This is a genomic window from Rhodococcus sp. NPDC057014 (assembly GCF_042673295.1).
In the GTDB taxonomy this organism is placed as follows: Bacteria; Actinomycetota; Actinomycetes; order Mycobacteriales; family Mycobacteriaceae; genus Rhodococcus_F.
This window is the reverse complement of sequence record NZ_JBHUSF010000201.1, coordinates 1-16,233: the sequence shown is the minus strand read 5'-3', so window position 1 is coordinate 16,233 and position 16,233 is coordinate 1. Positions and strand designations below refer to the sequence as shown.

The following is a 16,233-nucleotide window of genomic DNA, read 5'->3' as shown; positions in this document are numbered from 1 at the left end:
GGGTCTGGGCGTCGGCGGCGACGTCCATCAGGCGGGTCTGCAGGCCGGGAACCATCGACGCGCCCGCCGCACCGACGAAGAACACCAGCAGCAGCGCCGTGTACGGGTTGTGCGACGCGATCACGAAGATGCCGAGCACCACCCCGAGCGCCGTCATCGCGGCGAACAGACCGGGAATCAGCGCCCTGTCGGCGAGCCTGCCGCCGACCAGATTGCCCGCGACCATACCCAGCCCGTAGATCATCAGAGCGAGCGGCACCAGCGACCGCGACAGCCCGGCGACATCGGTGAGCGTCGTGCTGATGTACGTGTAGACGGCGAACATGCCACCGAACCCGACCATGCCGATGATCAGCGTCATCCACACCTGGGCGCGGCGAAGGGCACCGAGTTCGGTGAGGGGGTTCGTCATCCGCATGGCGGCGAGCGCGGGCACCCACGACCAGATCGCGCCCAGCGTCACGACACCGATCAGCGCGACGAGGGCGAACGCGCTGCGCCACCCGAGGGCCTGGCCCAGCCACGAGGCGGCGGGCACGCCGACCACGTTCGCCACCGACAGCCCCATCATGACGAGTGCGACCGCCCGGGCCCGCTGGCCGCGCTCGGCGAGGTGCGCCGCCACCAGGGCCGCGACGCCGAAGTACGCGCCGTGCGGGAGACCCGCGACGAACCGCGCGGCCATCAGCACCCCGTAGTTCGGTGCGAACACGGTGGCGGCGTTGCCGATCGTGAACGCCGCCATCAACGCGATCAGCAGCGCCTTGCGGGGCACCCGGGCCGTGAGCGCGGCGATGAGCGGCGCGCCCACGACCACACCGAGCGCGTACGCCGAGATGACGTGCCCGGCCGTCGGCTCGCTGATTCCGAGGCTCGACGCCATCTCGGGAAGCAGTCCCATCGCCACGAACTCGGTGGTGCCGATCCCGAAGCCACCGAGCGCGAGCGCGATCATGGCGAGCGTGCGGACGGACGGATGTTGCGCGATGACACCGAGGTGCTCGGGGCGGACCGGGGTGGAAGTGCTCACAGCAGAACTTTCGACTAGGCAGAAATACGACTACGCGGCGCACGGCGCCTCGTTGCGCAACGACCCACACCGGAATTCTCTTCCCCGGATTCTGCGTTTCGCGGCGCGAGCGGCCGTGAGATGACTCACCCGGTCCCGGACACGCGAAACGGGACACCCCGCCGAGGGGGGCATCCCGTTTCGTACTGCTGCGGCTTCGGCGCCTACTGCTCGGCGATGGCCTTCTGGAGGTTGATGTCCAGCTCACCGAGGAACTCCTCGGTGGTCAGGTAGCCCTGGTCGCCGCCGACCAGCATCGCGAGGTCCTTGGTCATCTGGCCGCCCTCGACGGTCTTGATGACCACGTCTTCGAGCTTCTGAGCGAAGCCGATGACGTCGGGGGTGTTGTCCAGCTTGCCGCGGTGCTCGAGTCCACGGGTCCACGCGAAGATCGACGCGATGGGGTTGGTGGACGTCGGCTTGCCCTGCTGATGCTGGCGGAAGTGACGCGTCACGGTGCCGTGCGCGGCCTCGGCCTCACACGTCTTTCCGTCCGGGGTCAGCAGCACGGAGGTCATGAGTCCGAGCGATCCGAAGCCCTGCGCGACGGTGTCGGACTGGACGTCGCCGTCGTAGTTCTTGCAGGCCCAGACGTAGCCGCCCTCCCACTTGAGCGCCGACGCGACCATGTCGTCGATGAGGCGGTGCTCGTAGGTGAGTCCTGCCGCGTCGAACTCCGGCTTGAACTCGGTCTCGTAGACGTGCTGGAAGATGTCCTTGAACGCGCCGTCGTACGCCTTGAGGATGGTGTTCTTGGTCGACAGGTACACCGGGTAGTTCTGCTGCAGGCCGTAGTTGAGCGAGGCGCGCGCGAAGTCCTCGATGGACTTGGTGAAGTTGTACTGCCCCTGGACGACGCCGCCGCCGTCGGGGAAGTTCACCAGCTCGTGCTCGATCGGCTCGCTGCCGTCCTCGGGCGTGTAGGTGATCATCACCTTGCCGGGGCCGGGAACCTTGAAGTCGGTGGCGCGGTACTGGTCGCCGAAGGCGTGACGGCCGATGATGATCGGCTTCGTCCAGCCCGGGACCAGTCGCGGGACGTTGGAGATGATGATCGGCGCGCGGAAGATCGTGCCACCGAGAATGTTGCGGATGGTGCCGTTGGGCGACCGCCACATCTTCTTGAGGCCGAACTCCTCGACGCGTGCCTCGTCCGGGGTGATCGTCGCGCACTTGACGCCGACGCCGTGCTTCTTGATGGCGTTGGCCGCGTCGACGGTGACCTGGTCGTCGGTCTCGTCCCGGTACTCGATGCCGAGGTCGTAATACTCCAGGTTCACATCCAGGTAGGGATGGATCAGTTTGTCTTTGATGAACTGCCAGATGATGCGTGTCATCTCGTCGCCGTCGAGTTCGACGACGGTGCCCTCAACCTTGATCTTGGACATGGGTGCTTCGCGTCCTCCTAGGAAGTTTCCCTGGTTACACGGTTGCGGGCGCACTTCGTGAGTGGGTCCGCGAACGGTTCGCTTGTCAAACGTAGACGGTCACGGCGGCCGCCGGGGAGACCGTACTTAAACAAGACAAGCGTACTGCTATACGCGGGTCGCGCAATATGCGGGTGTGAAATCCCACACCTACCGGCGGGTAACTTTTCCCTGCTCGCGGCCCGGTTCGGTGCCGTTTCCGGTCGCTTTACCGCAGCCGCTAAGATTCAACAGAGGTCATGAGTGCCAGCAACGAGCCCCGGCTAGCTGGCCGGCAACCCTCCACCGCGGTGGGGTGCCCCGGGTGATGACCTGGTTCCCTGATTCATACACACAGTCGGGTGACAAGCGCGGGTCCGACATCGGAGGTTCATGATGTGTTGTTGTTGTCGTAGATAGACCCCAGACAAGCCCTGTGCGCGAAGCGAATGAACTCCTCGTCCGCGCCTCGTCAGACCACTGGAGTAGACAGCACATGACCGAGAACTGGTCGTTCGAGACCAAGCAGATCCACGCCGGGCAGACGTCCGACGCGACCACCAAGGCGCGGGCGCTGCCGATCTACCAGACCACCTCGTACACGTTCGACAGCACCGACCATGCTGCCGCGCTGTTCGGTCTGGCCGAGCCCGGCAACATCTACACCCGCATCATGAACCCCACCCAGGACGCGGTCGAACAGCGCATCGCCGCCCTCGAAGGCGGCGTCGCCGCCCTGCTGCTGTCGTCCGGGCAGGCCGCCGAGACGTTCGCGATCCTGAACCTCGCCGAGGCAGGCGACCACATCGTCTCCAGCCCGCGCCTCTACGGCGGCACGTACAACCTCTTCCACTACACGCTGCCCAAGCTCGGCATCGAGGTCTCGTTCGTCGAAGACCCCGACGACCTCGAGCAGTGGAAGAACGCGGTCCGGGAGAACACGCGGGCGTTCTACGGCGAGACCATCTCCAATCCCCGCAACGACGTGCTCGACCTGCCCGGAATCTCCGGCGTCGCACACCAGCACGGAATCCCGCTGATCGTCGACAACACCGTGGCCACCCCCTACCTGATCCGCCCGCTCGAGCACGGCGCGGACATCGTGGTGCACTCGGCCACCAAGTACCTCGGCGGCCACGGCACGGCCATCGCGGGCGTCATCGTCGACGGCGGCACGTTCGACTGGACCCAGGGCAGGCACAGCAGCTTCACCACCCCGGACCCGAGCTACCACGGCGTCGTCTACTCCGAACTCGGGCCGCCCGCCTACGCCCTCAAGGCGCGCGTGCAGTTGCTGCGCGACCTCGGTTCCGCGATCTCCCCGTTCAACGCGTTCCTCATCGCGCAGGGCCTCGAGACGCTGAGCCTGCGGATGGAGCGGCACGTGTCCAACGCGACCGCCGTGGCGCAGTACCTGGAGGCGCGGCCGGAGATCGTGTCCGTCGGATACGCCGGACTCCCGTCGTCACCGTGGTACGACCGGGCCAAGCAGATCGCGCCGAGGGGTGCGGGTGCCATCGTGACGTTCGAACTCGCCGGCGGCATCGACGCGGGCAAGAAGTTCGTCAACGCCCTTACCCTGCACAGCCACGTCGCGAACATCGGCGACGTCCGCTCGCTGGTGATCCACCCGGCGTCCACCACACACTCCCAGCTGACCCCGGAGGAGCAGGCCGCCAGCGGCGTCACCCCCGGACTGGTCCGGCTGGCAGTCGGCATCGAAGGGATCGACGACATCATCGCCGATATCGAATCCGGAATTACGGCGGCGGCATCTTGACCGTGAGCGCAGTGCAGAACCTCCCCGTGGCCGACGGACGTCTCGGCACCGTCGACATCGGATCGCTCGAGCTCGAGAACGGCGCGGTGATCCCGTCCGTGACTCTCGCCGTGCAGCGGTGGGGCGAGCTGTCCCCGAACCGCGACAACGTGGTCCTCGTCGAGCACGCCCTCACCGGCGACTCCCACGTCACCGGCCCCGTCACCGACGAGCACCCCTCACCCGGCTGGTGGACCGGAATGGTCGGCCCGGGTGCGCCGATCGACACCGACGAGTGGTGCGTCGTCGCGACCAACGTCCTCGGTGGCTGCCGGGGCACCACCGGCCCCGGTTCGATCGCGGAGGACGGCCGCCCGTGGGGCAGCCGCTTCCCGGAAATCTCCATCCGCGACCAGATCGCGGCCGAGAAGAAGTTCACCGACCTGCTGGGCATCGAGAAGCTGGCGTCCGTGGTCGGTGGTTCGATGGGCGGCATGCGCGCGCTCGAGTGGGCCGTCACGTACCCGGACCAGGTGGCGTCGGCGCTCGTTCTCGCGGTCGGCGCCCGCGCCACCGCGGACCAGATCGGCACGCAGACCACCCAGATCGAGGCCATCACCAGCGACCCCGACTGGCTGGGCGGCGACTACCACGACACCGGCCGGATCCCCCGGACCGGACTGCGCATCGCCCGCAGGATCGCGCACCTCACGTACCGCACCGAGAGCGAACTCGACTCCCGGTTCGCGAACTCGCCGCAGGACGGCGAGGACCCGTGGCGCGGCGGGCGGTACTCCGTCGAAAGTTACCTCCAGCATCAGGCCGACAAGCTGGTCGGCAGGTTCGACCCGGGCACGTACGTGCTGCTGTCCGAGGCGATGAACCGGCACGACGTGGGCCGCGGACGCGGGGGCATCGCGGCGGCGCTCGGGACGATCACCGCACCCGTCATCGTGGGCGGCGTCGATTCCGACCGGCTGTACCCGATCCGCCTGCAGGAGGATCTCGCCGAGGACATCCCCACCTGCGACGGCCTGCGGGTGCTCAACTCGCGGGACGGCCACGACGGGTTCCTCACCGAGGCTGCCGCCGTCGCGAAACTGCTGTCCGAGACGATGCAACTGGCCCGCGCCGGGCGCTGACCCCGCGCCGGGCGACGCCCGCTCGGACCGTCAGTCGGTTCCGAGCGGGTCGATCGACACGGCCAGCCACACGATCGCGCCGCCGACGGCCACGAGTGCGCCGACGTCGAATGCCTTGCTGCGCACCGCGAGCAGTCCGACGCGCTCCGACGGCATCGTCAACCGGAGCACCGCCGCCAGCAGGGTGGCGACACCGAACACGAACGCTCCTCGCCGCCACCGGTCCGCGAGCACGAACACCACGGCCACGACGATGACGACGAGGACTGCCAGTATCGGCAGGTTCTTCTTCGCGAACTGCCCCCAATCGGCCATCTCAGCCGAGAGACGCTGCGACACGCTCGGCCCGCTCCACGACGTTGGTCAGCAGGAACGCGCGGGTCAGCGGTCCGACCCCGCCGGGGTTCGGGGACAGGAAACCGGCGACCTCGGCGACGTCCGCCGCCACGTCGCCGCGCAGCCCGTCCTCCGTGCGGCTCACGCCCACGTCGAGTACCGCGGCGCCGGGCTTGACCATGTCGGCCGTCACCAGCCCGGGAACACCCGCCGCCGCGATGACGATGTCGGCGCGCCGGACCTCCGCTCCCAGGTCCCGCGTCCGGGTGTGGCAGAGGGTGACGGTGGCGTTCTCGCTGCGCCGGGTGAACAGCAGACCGATCGGGCGGCCCACGGTGACACCGCGACCGACGACGACGACGTGCGCCCCCTCGATCGGGACCTCGTAGCGGCGCAGCAGGTGCAGGATCCCGCGCGGCGTGCACGGCAGCGGAGCTTCCTTGCCCAACACCAGGCGGCCGAGGTTGACCGGGTGCAGGCCGTCGGCGTCCTTGTCGGGGTCGATGCGCTCGAGGGCGGCGTTCTCGTCGAGCTGCTTCGGCACCGGGAGCTGCACGATGTACCCGGTGCAGTCCGGGTTGGCGTTGAGCTCGTCGATGGTGGCGTCGAGCTTCTCCTGCGTGATGTCGGCAGGCAGGTCGCGGCGGATCGAGGTGATCCCGACCTTCGCGCAGTCGTTGTGCTTGCCGCGCACGTAAGCCGCAGACCCCGGGTCGTCCCCCACCAGGACGGTGCCGAGACCGGGCGTGATGCCCTTGTCCTTCAGGGCGCTCACCCGCACCTTCAGGTCTTCGAAAATCTCGTCGCGGGTCGCCTTGCCATCGAGGATCGTTGCAGTCACGTGCCCCATTCTCTCAGGTTCGCCCAAGCAGTGTCAGGCAGGTTCGCCGAACCAGGGTCAGGCAGGTTCGCCGAACCAGGGTCAGGCAGGTTCCACCACGAGCCCGTTGGCCGTCGCGTACGCGACGGCCTGGGTGAGTTCGATCTGCGCCTTGTCCAGTGAGGCCGCCGTCCACAGATTCGCGTCGACGCGCGCCCCGCGCAGGTCCGCGCCGTCGAGTATCACGCCGCCGGTGCGGGCTCCGGACAGGTCGGCCGAGCGGAGCACGGCCCGGCGGAGGTCCGTGCGGACGAGGTTGGCCTCCCGGAACCGGCAGTCCGTGAAATCGAGTCCGCGCAGGTCCGCACCGCCCAGCGACACGAGCGTGAAGTCGCATTCGTCGAAGACCATCGGGCGCAGCCGGCAGTGGTCGAACTCCGACCCGAGGAAGCTGCAGTTGCGGAACTCGCTGTGCCACAGCGTGGTACGGGTGAACGTGCAGGAGCGGAACGCCGTCCCCACGTGACGGGACTCGGCGAGGTCGGCTCCCGTGAAATCGCAGTCGGTGAAGATCACCGACTCGGTGCGGAGTTCACTCAGGTCGGCGTCACGGAAGTTGCATTTCGTGTAGTGCCGCCGCTGCCAGTTCTGCGCGGGGAGTCGTGCGTCGCCGTAGTCCTCACCCACCACCTCTTCGACCGGATCCATGCGTCCATCATGCCGCCTCGCGGTGTGGCCCTAAGCTGTGCGGGTGTTCCGAGTGATGTTCCACGAACCCCGAATCCCACCCAACACCGGCAACGCCATCCGCATGGTGGCGGGCACCGGTTGCGAACTGCACCTCGTGGGACCACTCGGGTTCGACCTGTCCGAGCCGAAACTCAAACGAGCCGGGCTCGACTACCACGACCTGGCATCGGTGACCGTGCACGAAAACCTGGAGGCGGCCTGGGCCGCGGTGGAACCGGCGCGGGTGTTCGCGTTCACCGCGCACGCCACCGTGTCCTACGCCGACATCGCCTACCGACCCGGCGACGTTCTGCTGTTCGGTCCCGAACCCACCGGACTGTCGGCGGAGGTGCTGGCCGATCCGCACGTGACGGAACGGGTCCGCATCCCGATGCTGCCCGGCCGGCGGTCGCTGAACCTGTCCAACGCCGCAGCCCTCGTGACGTACGAGGCGTGGCGCCAGCACGGTTTCAGCGGGGCTGCGCTGTAGCTCCGGCAGTCAGGGCCCCGACGCCCGCGGCGGCGCCCGCACCGAGGGCGATGTCCAGGAAGTCGCGGGCTGCACCCTGCACCCCGCGCACCGGATCCCAGACGGCCGACAACCGCCGCGGCAGCGTCAGCCCCTCCACCTGGACGGAGGCGAGCCGGCCGTCGGTCAGGTCGGCGGCGACCGCCAGCGAGGACAGCACCGCCGGAGCGTTGCCCGCCACGACGGCCGCCTTCACCGCCGTGCACGACGTCAGCTCCAGCAGCGGCGGGACGCACTGCGGGACCGCGTTCTCCAGGGTGGTGCGCGTTCCGGAGCCGGATTCCCGCTGGATCATCGGCGTCGCGGCGAGTTCGGACACCGGAATCGGTGACCGGCGCACCCATTCGTGCTCCGGCGGCACCACGACCACCAGGTGGTCGCGGCCGATCTCCCGCACCTGCAGTCCCGCCGGAATGTCCGGGCCCTCGACGAACCCGAGATCGGCCTCGCCCGACAGCACCCGGGCGGTCACCTCCGACGAGTTGAGCAGCCGCACGTTCGTGACCACGTTCGGGTACTTGCGCCGCATCGCGACGGTCCACCCGGGAACCAGGTACTCGGCGATCGTCATGCTGGCCGCCACGGTCAGGCCGGCCTGCCGTTCCCCTCGCAGCGCTGAAACCCCCGACGCCAGTTCCTCGGCCGTGGCGAGGATGTGACTCGCCCATTCGAGGATGAGCGCGCCCTCCGACGTGGGCCGCACCCCGCTGGCGCCGCGGCTGAACACCTTGATGCCGAACTGGCGCTCGGCCGATCGCACCCGGGCGCTGACGGCCTGCTGGCTGAGCCCGTGCTCGCGCCCCGCCGCACCCATGCTTCCGAGCCGCTCGACGGACAACAGGACGTCGAGGGCACTGAGTTCGGGTACTCGGGGCGACAGCGGCACAACCCAAGGCTAGTCCCACAAACGTGATTTGTGGGCATTCAACGACAAGCCTTCTACCGGCCACGACGACGCGACGGCAAGCTCTGGGTATGACCCCGAATTGGTTCGCAGCAGTGATGGGCACCGGCATCCTCGCAGTTGTCGCCGCCGCATTTCCGGCCGGCGTTCCGGTGGTCCGGACGGCCTCCGAGGTCTTCTGGATGATCGCCGTGACGCTGCTCGTGCTGCTGACGACCGCACTGGTGCGGCACTGGATCCGCCGCCGCGACGACGCCCTCGCCGACGCGCGCAGCCACACGATGTTCCCGTTCTACGGCGCCGTGTCGATGGCGGTGCTGACCGTCGGCGCCGGCACCGGATCCGCCGGTCACGCACTTCTCGGCGACGTCGCCGTGCCCGCCTCGGCCACGCTGTGGACGATCGGGACCGGTATCGGGCTCGTCACCTACGCCGTCATGGCCCGCAGGCTGACCCGGCCCCACCAGGTGACACCCGTGCCGTCCTGGCTCATGCCCGTCGTGCCGCCCATGGTGTCGGCCGCCTCCGGAGCCGCACTGGTCAAACACCTTCCCGAGGGCGCACCTCAGATCGCGATGCTGGCGGTCTGCTACTCGCTGTTCGCGCTGGCGCTGAGCGCCGCGGTGACCGTCGCCGTCGTCGTCGGCCGCCACCTGCTGAGCAACGGGCTCCCCGCCACCCCGCTCGTGCCGACGCTCTGGATTCCGCTCGGCGTGATCGGGCAGTCGGTGGCGGCGATCAATCTGCTCGGCGCGGCGTCCGGCCACGCCTGGCTCCACGCGGTCGGTGTCGTCTACGGGACCACGGTCGGCGCGCTCGGCGTCCTCGCCCTCGCGACCGTGGTCACCGTGACCGCCAGGGCCTTTCGCCGCGGGTTGACGTTCACCCCCAGCTGGTGGAGTTTCACGTTCCCCGTCGGCACCTGCGCGCTGGGCGCGAACTCCCTCGGCCTGGCGACGGATTCCGTCGTGATCGTCGGCGCAGGCGTGACGCTGTGGTGCGCGCTGGTCGTCATCTGGGGCACCGTCGCGGTCCACACACTGCGGCACGCCGCCGGGCGACTCGGTGAGCGCGGCGCCCGGGACAATTCCGCAGCCCACGCCTTCAGCGCGGCGCGCTGACCACGAATCGTGACCCGGGTGTCAGGCGCCCGACTCGACGGGGCGGCCGGACTGCATCCACGCGGACGTCCCGCCCGCCACCGACACGGCGTTGATCCCCCGCGCATTCAGGTACTCCGCCGCCTGCAGGCTCCGGCCGCCGACCGCGCAGATCACGTAGACGACGTCGGCCTCCGGGATCTCGTCCACACGCGCGACGAACTCGCTGAGCGGAATCAGCGTCACCCCGGGAACCCGGGCCTGGGCGTACTCGTCGGCCTCGCGCACGTCGATGACGGGGGCACCCGACGCCAATGCGCCGTCCAGGGCATTCAGGTCGACTTCGATCATTGCGTCTTCGCCTCTTCTCGTTCCGGCGCCGGGCCCGACGGGGGTCCGGGCGGCCTGTTGGACATCCGGCGCAGACGGTACGCGCCGTACACGACCAGTGCGATGACGGCCACGAAACCGAACCAGGGAATCAACGCGCCCACGACCACGGCGCCGGCCGCGATCGCCGACAGCAGGGCGTTCCAGCCCGCGACGACGCCTTCCCAGAAGTTGTCCGGACCGGTACTCGGCCGTTCGGTGTCGGTGGTGGTGACGTCGATCATGATCGTGGCCAGTGCCACCTGGTCGCTCAGTGACCGTTTCTGCGCGGTGAGGCTGTCGAGTTCGCCCTGACGCTCCGACAACGCCCTCTCGGCCTCGATGAGATCCGCGGTGTTCGCGGCCGACGTGATGAGCCCCTGCAGGCGGGTGACGGACGCCGTCAACGCGCCGATCCGGGCGTCGAGATCCTGCGACTGCATCGTCACGTCGCTCTTCGTGATGCTGACGCTGGTGACCTTGCCCAGTTCCCGCAGATCGTCCAACGTCCGGGTGAGCGAGTCGGCGGGCACCCGGATGGTCAGCGAACTGCTCGCGTCCTGGTTGTCGGACCCCGGCTGTTCGGTGAGCTGGTCGACGCGCCCGCCGAGATCGTCGACCTTGTCCACGATCTGCCTGCCGACGGCCACCGGGTCGCCCGCGGTGAGCGCGACCTGACCGGTGATGATCTCCTGGCGGTCGGTGGGGGCCTGGTCCTTCGCGGGTTGCTGCACCGCGCCACCGATTTCCATGCTGCTGGAGTCCCCCGGCGAGGGGGCGGGCGACGACTGGGAGGAGCCGCTGTTCGAACCCCCACACCCCGCGAGCGCCAGCGTAGCCACGACGATCGCCGACAACACGTATCTCCTCATGACCAGATGCTAGCGGTGCGGGACTCATCGGAAGTCCCTGGATTTGGCGGACACCCGCAAATCCATCAGCTGCAACCGATCCGCCACCACCGTCACCGCGCCTTCGGCGTTCTGCACCGTGCCGCGGACCAGCAGTGCGGGTGCCGTGTTGGCGAGTGTGCGGTACCTCGCCCACAACCCCACCGAACAGACGACGTTGACCATCCCGGTCTCGTCCTCGAGGTTGATGAACGTGACCCCGGCCGCCGTCGCCGGGCGCTGCCGGTGCGTCACCGCCCCGCCCACCAGAACCCGGTCGCCGTCGGGAACGTCGAGCAGGTGCGACGCCGGGATCACCCCGAGCGCATCGAGTTGCGGGCGCAGGAACTCGGTGGGATACGACTCCGGTGACACCCCGGTGGCCCACACGTCCGCCGCGGCCAGTTCGAGGTCGCTCATCCCCGGCAGGGTCGGCGCGCGGGTGGACGCCCCGATCCCCGGCAGCCGGTCGCGGCGCTCGCCCGCCGCGGCGCCCGCCGCCCACAGCGCCTCCCGCCGGGACAACCCGAAACTGTCGAGAGCACCTGCGGTGGCCAGCGATTCGGCCTGTGCCGTGCTCAGTTCCACCCGGCCGGTGAGGTCGAGGAAGGATGTGTACGGTCCGCCGTCGCCGCGGGATTCGACGATCCGCTCGGCCAGCGTGGTCCCGACGTGCCGCACCTCCCCGAGCCCGAGCCGCACCTCCGTCCCGCCCGCCTCGACGGTGGCGTGCGCGAGGCTCGCATTGACGTCGGCGCCGTGCACCCGCACCCCGTGCCTGCGGGCGTCGGCCACCAGCGACTGCGGCGAGTAGAACCCCATCGGCTGCGCCCGCAGCAGACCGGCGCAGAACGCCGCCGGGTGATGCAGCTTGAACCACGACGAATAGAACACCAGGGCCGCGAAACTCTGCGAATGACTTTCGGGGAAACCGAAATTCGCGAAGGCGTACAGCTTCTCGTAGATCCGGTCGGCGACGTCCTCACCGATCCCGTGTAGGTCCCGCATGCCCTGGTAGAGCCGCCCCCTCAGCCTTTCCATCTTCTCGGGCGACCGTTTGGACCCCATGGCCCGGCGGAGCTGGTCGGCCTCGGCCGGGCTGAACCCCGCCACGTCGACCGCCATCTGCATCAGCTGTTCCTGGAACAGCGGCACACCCAGCGTCCGCTTCAGCGCCTTCTCCAGGGACGGGTGGTCGTAGGTCACCGGTTCGAGCTTGTTGCGGCGGCGGATGTACGGGTGCACCGATCCGCCCTGGATCGGGCCGGGGCGGATGAGCGCCACCTCCACCACCAGGTCGTAGAAGTTCCGCGGTTTCAGCCTCGGCAGGGTGGCCATCTGGGCCCGCGACTCCACCTGGAACACCCCCACCGAGTCCGCCCGCTGCAGCATCTCGTAGACGGCCTCCTCGGAGAGGTCCAGCTGCGCCAGATCAACCTCGATCCCCTTGTGCTCGGCCACGAGGTCGATCATGTAGTGCAGCGCGGAGAGCATGCCGAGACCCAGCATGTCGAATTTCACCAGACCCACCGCAGCGCAATCGTCCTTGTCCCACTGCAGAACACTGCGGTTCGCCATGCGCGCCCACTCCACCGGGCACACGTCGGCGATCGGCCGGTCGCAGATCACCATGCCACCCGAGTGGATGCCGAGGTGCCGCGGAAACCCCTCGATCTGAGCGGCCAGTTCGAGGACGGCGGGCGGGATGTCGGTACCGGCCTCCTTCCCGATCCCACCCCAGCGGCTGACCTGCTTGCTCCACGCGTCCTGCTGCCCCTGCGAGAAACCCAGCGCCCGGGCCATGTCCCGCACCGAGGACTTTCCGCGGTACGTGATGACGTTCGCCACCTGCGCCGCGTACCGGCGTCCGTACTTGGTGTAGACGTGCTGGATGGCCTCCTCCCGGCGGTCGGATTCGATGTCGACGTCGATGTCCGGGGGGCCGTCGCGTTCGGGTGAGAGGAAACGTTCGAACAGCAATTTGTTGCGGACGGGATCCACGTTGGTGATGCCGATGGCGTAGCAGACGGCGGAGTTGGCCGCCGAACCCCTTCCCTGACAGAGGATGTCGTTGTTCTTGCAGAACGACACGATGTCGTGGACCACCAGGAAGTAGCCCGGAAAGTTCAGTCCGGTGATGATGTCCAGTTCGTGCTCGATCTGCCGGTAGGCCTCCGGCCGGTCCGCAGGCGCGCCGTAACGGCGACGGGCCCCGTCCATCGTGAGCCTGCGCAGCCAGCTGGCCTCGGTGTGTCCGTCGGGAACGTCGAACGGGGGCAGTTGCGGCGCGATGAGCCGCAGGTCGAACGCACACTCCAGGCCGAGTTCCGCGGCACCGCGGACGGCCTCCGGGTGCGCGGCGAAGAGGTGCGCCATCTCCTCGCCGGACCGCAGGTGCGCTCCCCCGGCGGGCGCCAGGTGCCCGGCCGCGTCGTCGAGACTCTGCCGGGCCCGGACGGCAGCCATCGCCATGGCCAGTCGCCGGCGGGGCGGTCCCGCGAAGTGCGCCGCCGTGGACGCGATCACCCGAAGTCCGTGCCGCTGTGCGAGTTCGGCGAGGCAGGCGTTGCGCTCGGCGTCCTCCGCGACGCCGTGATGGGTGAGTTCCACCGTGACCCGCTCGGCCCCGAATCGATCGATCAGGTCCCGGAGCCGGACGGCCGCGGCGTCCGGGCCGCCTGACGCCAGCGCCTGACGCACATGCCCCTTCCGGCAGCCGGTCAGGATCTGCCAGTGCCCGCCGGCGGCATCGGCGAGGCCGTCGAGGTCGTAGCGCAGTCTGCCCTTCTCCCCTCCCGCGAGATGCGCCGCCGCGATCTCCCGGGAGAGCCGCCGGTACCCCTCCTGGCCTCTCGCCAGCACCAGCAGGTGCGCGTCGTCCAACGTCAGTTCGGACCCGAACACGGTGCGCATGTTCAGTTCCTTCGCCGCCTCTGCGAAGCGGACCACGCCGTAGAACCCGTCGTGGTCGGTGAGCGCGATGGCCTCGAGACCGAGCCGGACGGCCTCCTCCACCAGCTCTTCCGGCGGGGAGGCGCCGTCGAGGAAACTGAACGCCGAGTGCGCGTGCAGTTCGGCGTACGGCACGGTGGAACCGGGACGTTCCTGACGGCCCGCCCGGTACTCCCCCCGTTTACGCGACCACGCGGGACTGTCGCCGCCGTCGCCCGGATACATCGACTCCGGGTCGACCCGCCCCGGCCTGCCCGACAGGACGCGTTCCATCTCGGACCACGTCGGCGGACCGTTTCCCCAACCCATCTGATCACACCTCTTCTACCCGCGCACGTGCGTGCCGAGATCACGGAAGATGCCGCGGGGGAAGGCGCATCATTCGAACGGGAGTTCGAACATTGTCAGTGTGCCATCACCCGCACGGGCCGGTCAACGCAGGTCACGTCACGAGCGCGGCCAGACCTCTCAGACGGTCCTGGGCAGGCCTTCGAGGGCAGCTCACGCACTTGCCCGAGCCGGGGGTCTCGTAGATCAGGCAGCACGACGCCCGTTGCGTGAACCGGCGCGACAGCGCCCCGGCCCGGACGTCGACGAACCGCGGGTCCGGCAGCACGGCACCGGCCCGGCGGAGTGCGTCCACCAGACCCCGGGCGAAGATGCTGCCGCGGGCGCGGTCGCCGCACGCCGTTCCCGCGTCGAGGGCCCGGTTGGCGATCGAATCCGTGGTGATCGCCCACATCGCGGCGTGCCGCACCCCGGACACCGCGGCGAGCGCCTCGACGATCGGCGTCAGCGCCGCGGCCATCTCGGCCGCGAGTTCGAACAGCCCCTCGGTGACCGGCAGCCCCGACGACGCGGTGATGCCTCCGAGGTACCCGTCGTCGCGGAGGAACGCCACGGCGTCGCCGAGCCCCGGGTGGGCGGCGACACCCGTGACGAGCGCGGTCGCGATCGGGATCCCGGTCAGCGTCGAGCTGGCCGAGTACCACCACAGGGTGCCGTTGACCCGGGGATCGTCGCTGCCCCACCGCGCCGCCGTGTCCGCGACCCGGTCCGCGAGCCAGCCGGGATCGGTCAGCCGCACGGCCGGGAACGAGGCGGCGCCGGGGTGTGCGATCTGGTCGGCGATCATCGGGACGCGGCTGGCGGTCAGCTCGTACGCGCGCCGCAGTTGCTCATCCATCGGCCAGCCCCAGGATCTCCATCGTCAGCCGCGGACTCGCCCGCACGACGGCGCGGATGCCGAACACCCCGCCCAGCACGGTGTCGTCCAGGACGTCGGCGGGCGGACCGGTGCTGATCACCCGTCCATCGTGCAGCACGGCCAGTGTGTCGCAGTACTCCACGGCCAGCCGGAGGTCGTGCATGGTCACGACGATCGCGAGACCGTCGCCGGAGAGGTCGCGCAGCAGGTTCATCACCGTCAGCTGATGCCGCAGGTCGAGGTGGTTGGTGGGTTCGTCGAGCAGCAGGACCCGCGGTTGCTGCGCGAGAGCCCGGGCGATCGACACCCGCTGTCGTTCCCCGCCGGACAGTGCCTGCACGTCGCGGCCGGCGAGTTCGGCCAGCCCCACCTGTCGTAGGCACGTCTCCACGATCTCGCTGTCGCCCCCGTTCGCCCGTTCGAACCAGCCCCGGTGCGGGACGCGTCCGAGCGACACGGATTCGCGCACGGTCAGCCCCGCGGACACTCTCGGTTCCTGGGTACTCGCGCCGATCGTCCGGGCGAGTTCTCGTCTGCCCAGGTCGGCGCTGTCCGTTCCGTCGACGACGACGGCGCCCCCGGTCGGGGTGAGCGCTCGATAGCAGCAGCGCAGCGCCGTGGTCTTCCCGGAACCGTTGGGCCCGACCAGCGCCAGCACCTCACCGGGACGCACGGCGAGGTCGACGCCGTGCAGCACTTCCCGTGACCCGAGTTCGGCGCGGACCCGGTGCAGACTCAGCGCGGTCACCGCTCTGCCCTCCCGTACTGCCGGTACAGCATCCACACGAAGATGGGTGCTCCCACGAGGGCGGTGACGACGCCGACGGGGACCTCGATGCTCCGCGCGACCGACCGCGCGGCCGTGTCCGCCGCGACCATCGCGATCGCGCCGAGGAACGCGGCGACCGGCAGCAGCCTGACCGCTCGGGCACCCACGACGTACCCGGCCAGATGCGGCACGAGCAGGCCGATGAAGCCGATGCCGCCCGCGACGGACACGGCCGCTCCGGCCAGCATCGAC

Annotated in this window: 16 protein-coding genes and 1 riboswitch; of the genes, 4 read left to right on the top strand and 12 right to left on the bottom strand. The window is 69.4% G+C overall.

What is annotated here, in order from left to right; genetic code table 11:
• Positions 1-1,030: MFS transporter (locus ACFTZB_RS30030; protein ID WP_378436958.1), on the bottom strand; the 1,030-nt coding region annotated here is incomplete at its 3' end.
• Between the two features lie 203 nt (positions 1,031-1,233).
• The gene (locus ACFTZB_RS30025) at positions 1,234-2,457 is read right to left on the bottom strand and encodes an NADP-dependent isocitrate dehydrogenase (protein WP_276141068.1); all 1,224 of its coding nucleotides are present in this window, start codon (positions 2,455-2,457) and stop codon (positions 1,234-1,236) included.
• Positions 2,458-2,731: 274 nt separating this feature from the next.
• Positions 2,732-2,853: riboswitch (SAM riboswitch) on the top strand.
• 118 nt (positions 2,854-2,971) lie between these two features.
• Between ACFTZB_RS30025 and ACFTZB_RS30020 the strand changes: the two genes are divergently transcribed.
• Together ACFTZB_RS30020 and ACFTZB_RS30015 are read left to right on the top strand one after the other, a co-directional pair.
• Entirely contained in the window at positions 2,972-4,255 is a 1,284-nt protein-coding gene (locus ACFTZB_RS30020) for a bifunctional o-acetylhomoserine/o-acetylserine sulfhydrylase (protein ID WP_378436955.1), read from the top strand.
• The gene (locus ACFTZB_RS30015; protein ID WP_378436953.1) at positions 4,252-5,376 is read left to right on the top strand and encodes a homoserine O-acetyltransferase; all 1,125 of its coding nucleotides are present in this window, start codon (positions 4,252-4,254) and stop codon (positions 5,374-5,376) included. The genes ACFTZB_RS30020 and ACFTZB_RS30015 overlap by 4 nt, the downstream gene beginning before the upstream one ends.
• Positions 5,377-5,406: 30 nt before the next feature.
• Here ACFTZB_RS30015 and ACFTZB_RS30010 read toward each other — a convergent pair whose 3' ends face one another.
• From ACFTZB_RS30010 to ACFTZB_RS30000, 3 genes are all read right to left on the bottom strand, one after another.
• Positions 5,407-5,691: a DUF3017 domain-containing protein gene (locus ACFTZB_RS30010; RefSeq protein ID WP_378436960.1), complete on the bottom strand. Its 285-nt coding sequence runs from the start codon at positions 5,689-5,691 to the stop codon at positions 5,407-5,409.
• A gap of 1 nt (position 5,692) precedes the next feature.
• Positions 5,693-6,553, bottom strand: coding sequence for a bifunctional methylenetetrahydrofolate dehydrogenase/methenyltetrahydrofolate cyclohydrolase (locus tag ACFTZB_RS30005; protein WP_174705571.1), 861 nt, complete (start codon positions 6,551-6,553; stop codon positions 5,693-5,695).
• Positions 6,554-6,634: 81 nt separating this feature from the next.
• Positions 6,635-7,240: a pentapeptide repeat-containing protein gene (locus ACFTZB_RS30000; protein ID WP_378436950.1), complete on the bottom strand. Its 606-nt coding sequence runs from the start codon at positions 7,238-7,240 to the stop codon at positions 6,635-6,637.
• A 43-nt stretch (positions 7,241-7,283) separates the two neighbouring features.
• Here ACFTZB_RS30000 and ACFTZB_RS29995 point away from each other — a divergent pair, with 43 nt between their 5' ends.
• Positions 7,284-7,751, top strand: a complete 468-nt coding sequence (locus ACFTZB_RS29995; RefSeq protein WP_378436948.1) for a tRNA (cytidine(34)-2'-O)-methyltransferase — start codon at positions 7,284-7,286, stop codon at positions 7,749-7,751.
• On the opposite strand, the gene ACFTZB_RS29990 is transcribed toward ACFTZB_RS29995, so the two are convergent.
• Complete coding sequence (locus tag ACFTZB_RS29990; RefSeq protein ID WP_378436946.1) at positions 7,732-8,676, bottom strand: LysR family transcriptional regulator; 945 nt, start codon at positions 8,674-8,676, stop codon at positions 7,732-7,734. The genes ACFTZB_RS29995 and ACFTZB_RS29990 overlap by 20 nt on opposite strands.
• 89 nt (positions 8,677-8,765) lie before the next feature.
• Between ACFTZB_RS29990 and ACFTZB_RS29985 the strand changes: the two genes are divergently transcribed.
• Positions 8,766-9,815: a TDT family transporter gene (locus tag ACFTZB_RS29985; protein WP_378436944.1), complete on the top strand. Its 1,050-nt coding sequence runs from the start codon at positions 8,766-8,768 to the stop codon at positions 9,813-9,815.
• A 21-nt stretch (positions 9,816-9,836) separates the two neighbouring features.
• Here ACFTZB_RS29985 and ACFTZB_RS29980 read toward each other — a convergent pair whose 3' ends face one another.
• The 6 genes from ACFTZB_RS29980 to ACFTZB_RS29955 form a co-directional block, all read right to left on the bottom strand.
• Positions 9,837-10,145 carry a rhodanese-like domain-containing protein gene (locus ACFTZB_RS29980; protein ID WP_072948971.1) on the bottom strand — a complete coding sequence of 103 codons (309 nt, stop codon included), beginning with the start codon at positions 10,143-10,145 and terminating at the stop codon, positions 9,837-9,839.
• A complete protein-coding gene (locus ACFTZB_RS29975) occupies positions 10,142-11,035 on the bottom strand; it encodes a DUF4349 domain-containing protein (protein WP_378436942.1) in 894 nt (297 codons plus the stop codon). Before ACFTZB_RS29975 ends, ACFTZB_RS29980 begins: the two co-directional genes overlap by 4 nt.
• Before the next feature lie 24 nt (positions 11,036-11,059).
• On the bottom strand, positions 11,060-14,314 hold the full coding sequence (locus ACFTZB_RS29970) for an error-prone DNA polymerase (RefSeq protein ID WP_378436940.1): 3,255 nt from the start codon (positions 14,312-14,314) through the stop codon (positions 11,060-11,062).
• Positions 14,315-14,447: 133 nt separating this feature from the next.
• Positions 14,448-15,191, bottom strand: coding sequence for a (2Fe-2S)-binding protein (locus ACFTZB_RS29965; protein WP_378436938.1), 744 nt, complete (start codon positions 15,189-15,191; stop codon positions 14,448-14,450).
• On the bottom strand, positions 15,184-15,960 hold the full coding sequence (locus ACFTZB_RS29960; protein ID WP_378436935.1) for an ABC transporter ATP-binding protein: 777 nt from the start codon (positions 15,958-15,960) through the stop codon (positions 15,184-15,186). The genes ACFTZB_RS29965 and ACFTZB_RS29960 overlap by 8 nt, the downstream gene beginning before the upstream one ends.
• On the bottom strand, positions 15,957-16,233 hold a 277-nt coding region (locus ACFTZB_RS29955), incomplete at its 5' end, for an iron chelate uptake ABC transporter family permease subunit (RefSeq protein WP_378436933.1). The genes ACFTZB_RS29955 and ACFTZB_RS29960, both read right to left, overlap by 4 nt.

Bases quoted from the DNA above. Each gene is read 5' to 3' on its own strand.
- ACFTZB_RS30025 (WP_276141068.1), bottom strand. From the start codon at position 2,457: ATGTCCAAGATCAAGGTTGAGGGCACCGTCGTCGAACTCGACGGCGAC.
- ACFTZB_RS30020 (WP_378436955.1), top strand. From the start codon at position 2,972: ATGACCGAGAACTGGTCGTTCGAGACCAAGCAGATCCACGCCGGGCAG.
- ACFTZB_RS30010 (WP_378436960.1), bottom strand. From the start codon at position 5,691: ATGGCCGATTGGGGGCAGTTCGCGAAGAAGAACCTGCCGATACTGGCA.
- ACFTZB_RS30000 (WP_378436950.1), bottom strand. From the start codon at position 7,240: ATGGATCCGGTCGAAGAGGTGGTGGGTGAGGACTACGGCGACGCACGA.
- ACFTZB_RS29985 (WP_378436944.1), top strand. From the start codon at position 8,766: ATGACCCCGAATTGGTTCGCAGCAGTGATGGGCACCGGCATCCTCGCA.
- ACFTZB_RS29980 (WP_072948971.1), bottom strand. From the start codon at position 10,145: ATGATCGAAGTCGACCTGAATGCCCTGGACGGCGCATTGGCGTCGGGT.
- ACFTZB_RS29975 (WP_378436942.1), bottom strand. From the start codon at position 11,035: ATGAGGAGATACGTGTTGTCGGCGATCGTCGTGGCTACGCTGGCGCTC.
- ACFTZB_RS29970 (WP_378436940.1), bottom strand. From the start codon at position 14,314: ATGGGTTGGGGAAACGGTCCGCCGACGTGGTCCGAGATGGAACGCGTC.
- ACFTZB_RS29965 (WP_378436938.1), bottom strand. From the start codon at position 15,191: ATGGATGAGCAACTGCGGCGCGCGTACGAGCTGACCGCCAGCCGCGTC.